Genomic DNA, 2,724 nt, shown 5'->3' on the forward strand with positions numbered 1-2,724 from the left:
ACGGCCCATAGGGCGTGCGGGTGAAGCGATCGGCCACCACCGCGTCATGGTGAAAGTTCATCGCACCTGGTCCGGCGTCCTCCGGCGTCTCGCGGAAATTGAATTCGGCGAAGCGCGGGCGATCCTCGCCGCCGAGCAGGCGGCAGACCAGCGGATATGACGCCGGGTGGCGAGTGTAGCGGTCGAGCTCCGGATAATCGAGCAACGGCTGGGAGTAGATGAGGCCCTGATTGCGGTGATGGGGCTTGCGCCGATCGCCGAGGCCCCAAGCGGCGGGACGTTCTTCCTGCGTGCGGTCGCAGAATTCGTTGAGATGCGCGAGTTCTTTCGCATCGAGGCAGCCGGAGAGAACCACATAGCCGTTCGCGTCAAAGAACGCGGCCGCGCCGTCGACGTCGCGCGGATCGAACAGCGGCGCCGATTCCCGGCTGACGCGGCCAAAGCCCTGCGTGGCGATGGCCGGATCGCCGCTCAAATTCGCTTGCTGCTGGAGTGTTACCTTCACCCCGCCCTCCACTGCTTCGACGCGCCGAGATTAGCACCACGAGCGCAACCGCGGCAGCAGCAAGAAACTTTAGGAACGCCCCTTTGAACCGCCCGTTCACATTTGTACCAACAGGGAGAACAAGAATGGGTCAGAACAACAACGACATGAACCAGAAGAACGGTCAGAACATGGACGGGCAGAAGAGCGCCGGCCAGCAGGACCAGGGCCGCGACAACCAACAGCAGAGCGGCAAAGACAACAACAATACCGGCAGCAAGTCGGCACCCGGTCAAAGCGGCTCGCAGAAATAACCGAAGCAGTCGCGTGAAGAAGCCCGGTCTCCGTCAGGCCGGGCTTTTTCGCGACAAAAAAGCCTGACAGGCGGAGTCTCCTGTCAGGCTTGGTTTGGACCAGGAAGAAACGTCGTCGGAGGGGCTGCGGTCCATCCTGTTAACGGTGGACCGGCCGGCGGGTTCCGCAAACGGCAGACGCCCCCTCTATGAAGACACCCGCGTGGAACTCGTGATCCTCCCGGCTGTGTCCGTCACGACATCGTAAAGCGTGCCGTCATTGGCGCGCAGGCGCTGCACCGTCTGTCCGGCGGAATTGACCGTCTGGTTCACCACGGACAGCCCACTGCGCGCGACATCGAGGACGGCGCCTGAGCGCAACACGCTCTTGGTAAGGTCGCCCACGGTATTGACCGTGTTGTTCACGACGCCACCAGCTACGCCGACCGCATTGTTCAGTGTGCCGGTGACCTGGGTGATGATCGCGGGGTTCTTGTCGAGCGTTTGAAGGGTGCGCTCGATGATGGCGCGCACATTGTCGAGCCTGACGATCAGCGCGGCTTGCGCGTGAACGCCCTTGATGCCGATCTTGACGGAGTCGAGCCGGGCATCGGCTCCCGCGGTGAGGTGCAGCAAACTGGCAAGCTGCGCATCGAGCGCGACGTGTGCTTCCAGTCCCTTCACTTCAAGATTGATCTCCTCCACGGAGAGATCGGGAATGTCGAGCACCACGTCGGGTTGTTTGTCGCCGGGCGCGGCGTTGAGAATATTCACGGCCGGGCTGTTGCCGTTCGTCGGAGTCGAGCGCGACGGCTGCGGCGGCGTGGTTTGGGCCTGCGCGGCAAGCGGCGTGGCTGCGATGAATGCGCTGATGGCGAGAGACGAGGCGAAGAGTTTAAGGCTGTGGCGTTTCATGGGAATCCCCTGGGGTTGAAGATGTGGTTGCCGAGCCCCCGATATGCGTTTCGGCGTGCAAGTCGATTGTCAGATCGCGATAGGATTTGGCGCCAGGCGGCGCCGAGCGGGTGACCTGGATCGGCGGGGTGACACCGGGATCGGCGTGCAGATTGAGGCTTGCCGTTCCTTCGTTATCGATCGTCACCTCCCGCGCGGTGACTTTCGCATTGACCTCAATGTCGGGCGGTGGGGCTTGGACGGCCTGGCACGCAGCCAATTGAAGGAAAAGTAGTAACGCAGTGGACATCAAACTCCCTAACGCATGTTGTGAACAGCAGTTCCAGAAGCCGGTGGAGCGCGAAAGAGGCTCTGCCGCACGGAGCGGGTAGCGGTCCACTCCGGTGCTCGTCCGGCATGGCCAGCAACGCGCCCGCAGCAGTCGCGAACGGCCCGCATTTTGCCTCTTTACCTTTGCCGCACACCCCCCGATCCCAAAGCGGGACACGACTTTCTGAAGACGCGAAAGGAAAACAACAGAACCAAATTTTCATAAAATTGGACAAAGCGTTGCGATTTACGAAAACAGCAGCCAACGTTTTCAACGAGTTGGCTCAATCGTGATTTTTGTTTGCAACGGTTTGTTCACCGACATTATCGCCGCGTTTCCGTACACGGACAAATTTACTCCTGCTTAAACCCCGTCCCGCACACTGAGCATGTGAAAAGGGCAAAAAGCCCAACAAGGGTGGGGTAGACATGTTCCGCAAGTTATTGCTCGCCAGCGCAGCCGCCTCGGCACTGCTCGCTTCGGCAACCGGTGCGATGGCAGATCCGCGCCGTCTTCAGAACCAGAACGAAAATGGCGGCACGGTCTCGCCGTTCTACGGCAACATCGATCCGTTCGCCGGCGGCGTCACGCCGCAATACGGCAACATCAATCCGTTCTACGGCAACATCAACCCGTTCTACGGCCAGATCAGCCCCTTCTGGGGCGACATCTCGCCGTTCTGGGGCGACATCAACCCGTTCTACGGCAACATCGATCCGTTC

General features: G+C 60.9%; 5 protein-coding genes. 2 read left to right on the forward strand and 3 right to left on the reverse strand.

Features of this window, described 5'->3' with window-relative positions:
- On the reverse strand, positions 1-505 hold a 505-nt coding region (locus JOZ76_RS29400; protein ID WP_291704694.1), incomplete at its 3' end, for a hypothetical protein.
- A gap of 125 nt (positions 506-630) precedes the next feature.
- Between JOZ76_RS29400 and JOZ76_RS29405 the strand changes: the two genes are divergently transcribed.
- Positions 631-798, forward strand: a complete 168-nt coding sequence (locus JOZ76_RS29405) for a hypothetical protein (protein ID WP_291704696.1) — start codon at positions 631-633, stop codon at positions 796-798.
- 186 nt (positions 799-984) lie between these two features.
- Here JOZ76_RS29405 and JOZ76_RS29410 read toward each other — a convergent pair whose 3' ends face one another.
- Together JOZ76_RS29410 and JOZ76_RS29415 are read right to left on the reverse strand one after the other, a co-directional pair.
- Positions 985-1,692, reverse strand: a complete 708-nt coding sequence (locus JOZ76_RS29410; RefSeq protein ID WP_291704699.1) for a hypothetical protein — start codon at positions 1,690-1,692, stop codon at positions 985-987.
- Positions 1,673-2,071 (reverse strand): hypothetical protein, encoded by a 399-nt coding sequence (locus tag JOZ76_RS29415; RefSeq protein WP_291704701.1) that lies wholly within the window; start codon positions 2,069-2,071, stop codon positions 1,673-1,675. The genes JOZ76_RS29410 and JOZ76_RS29415 overlap by 20 nt, the downstream gene beginning before the upstream one ends.
- Positions 2,072-2,430: 359 nt before the next feature.
- Between JOZ76_RS29415 and JOZ76_RS29420 the strand changes: the two genes are divergently transcribed.
- A partial coding sequence (locus JOZ76_RS29420; RefSeq protein ID WP_291704703.1) for a hypothetical protein occupies positions 2,431-2,724 on the forward strand: 294 nt, incomplete at its 3' end.

Origin of the sequence: Bradyrhizobium sp., from assembly GCF_019244115.1 — a bacterium.
Taxonomy (GTDB): domain Bacteria; phylum Pseudomonadota; class Alphaproteobacteria; order Rhizobiales; family Xanthobacteraceae; genus Bradyrhizobium.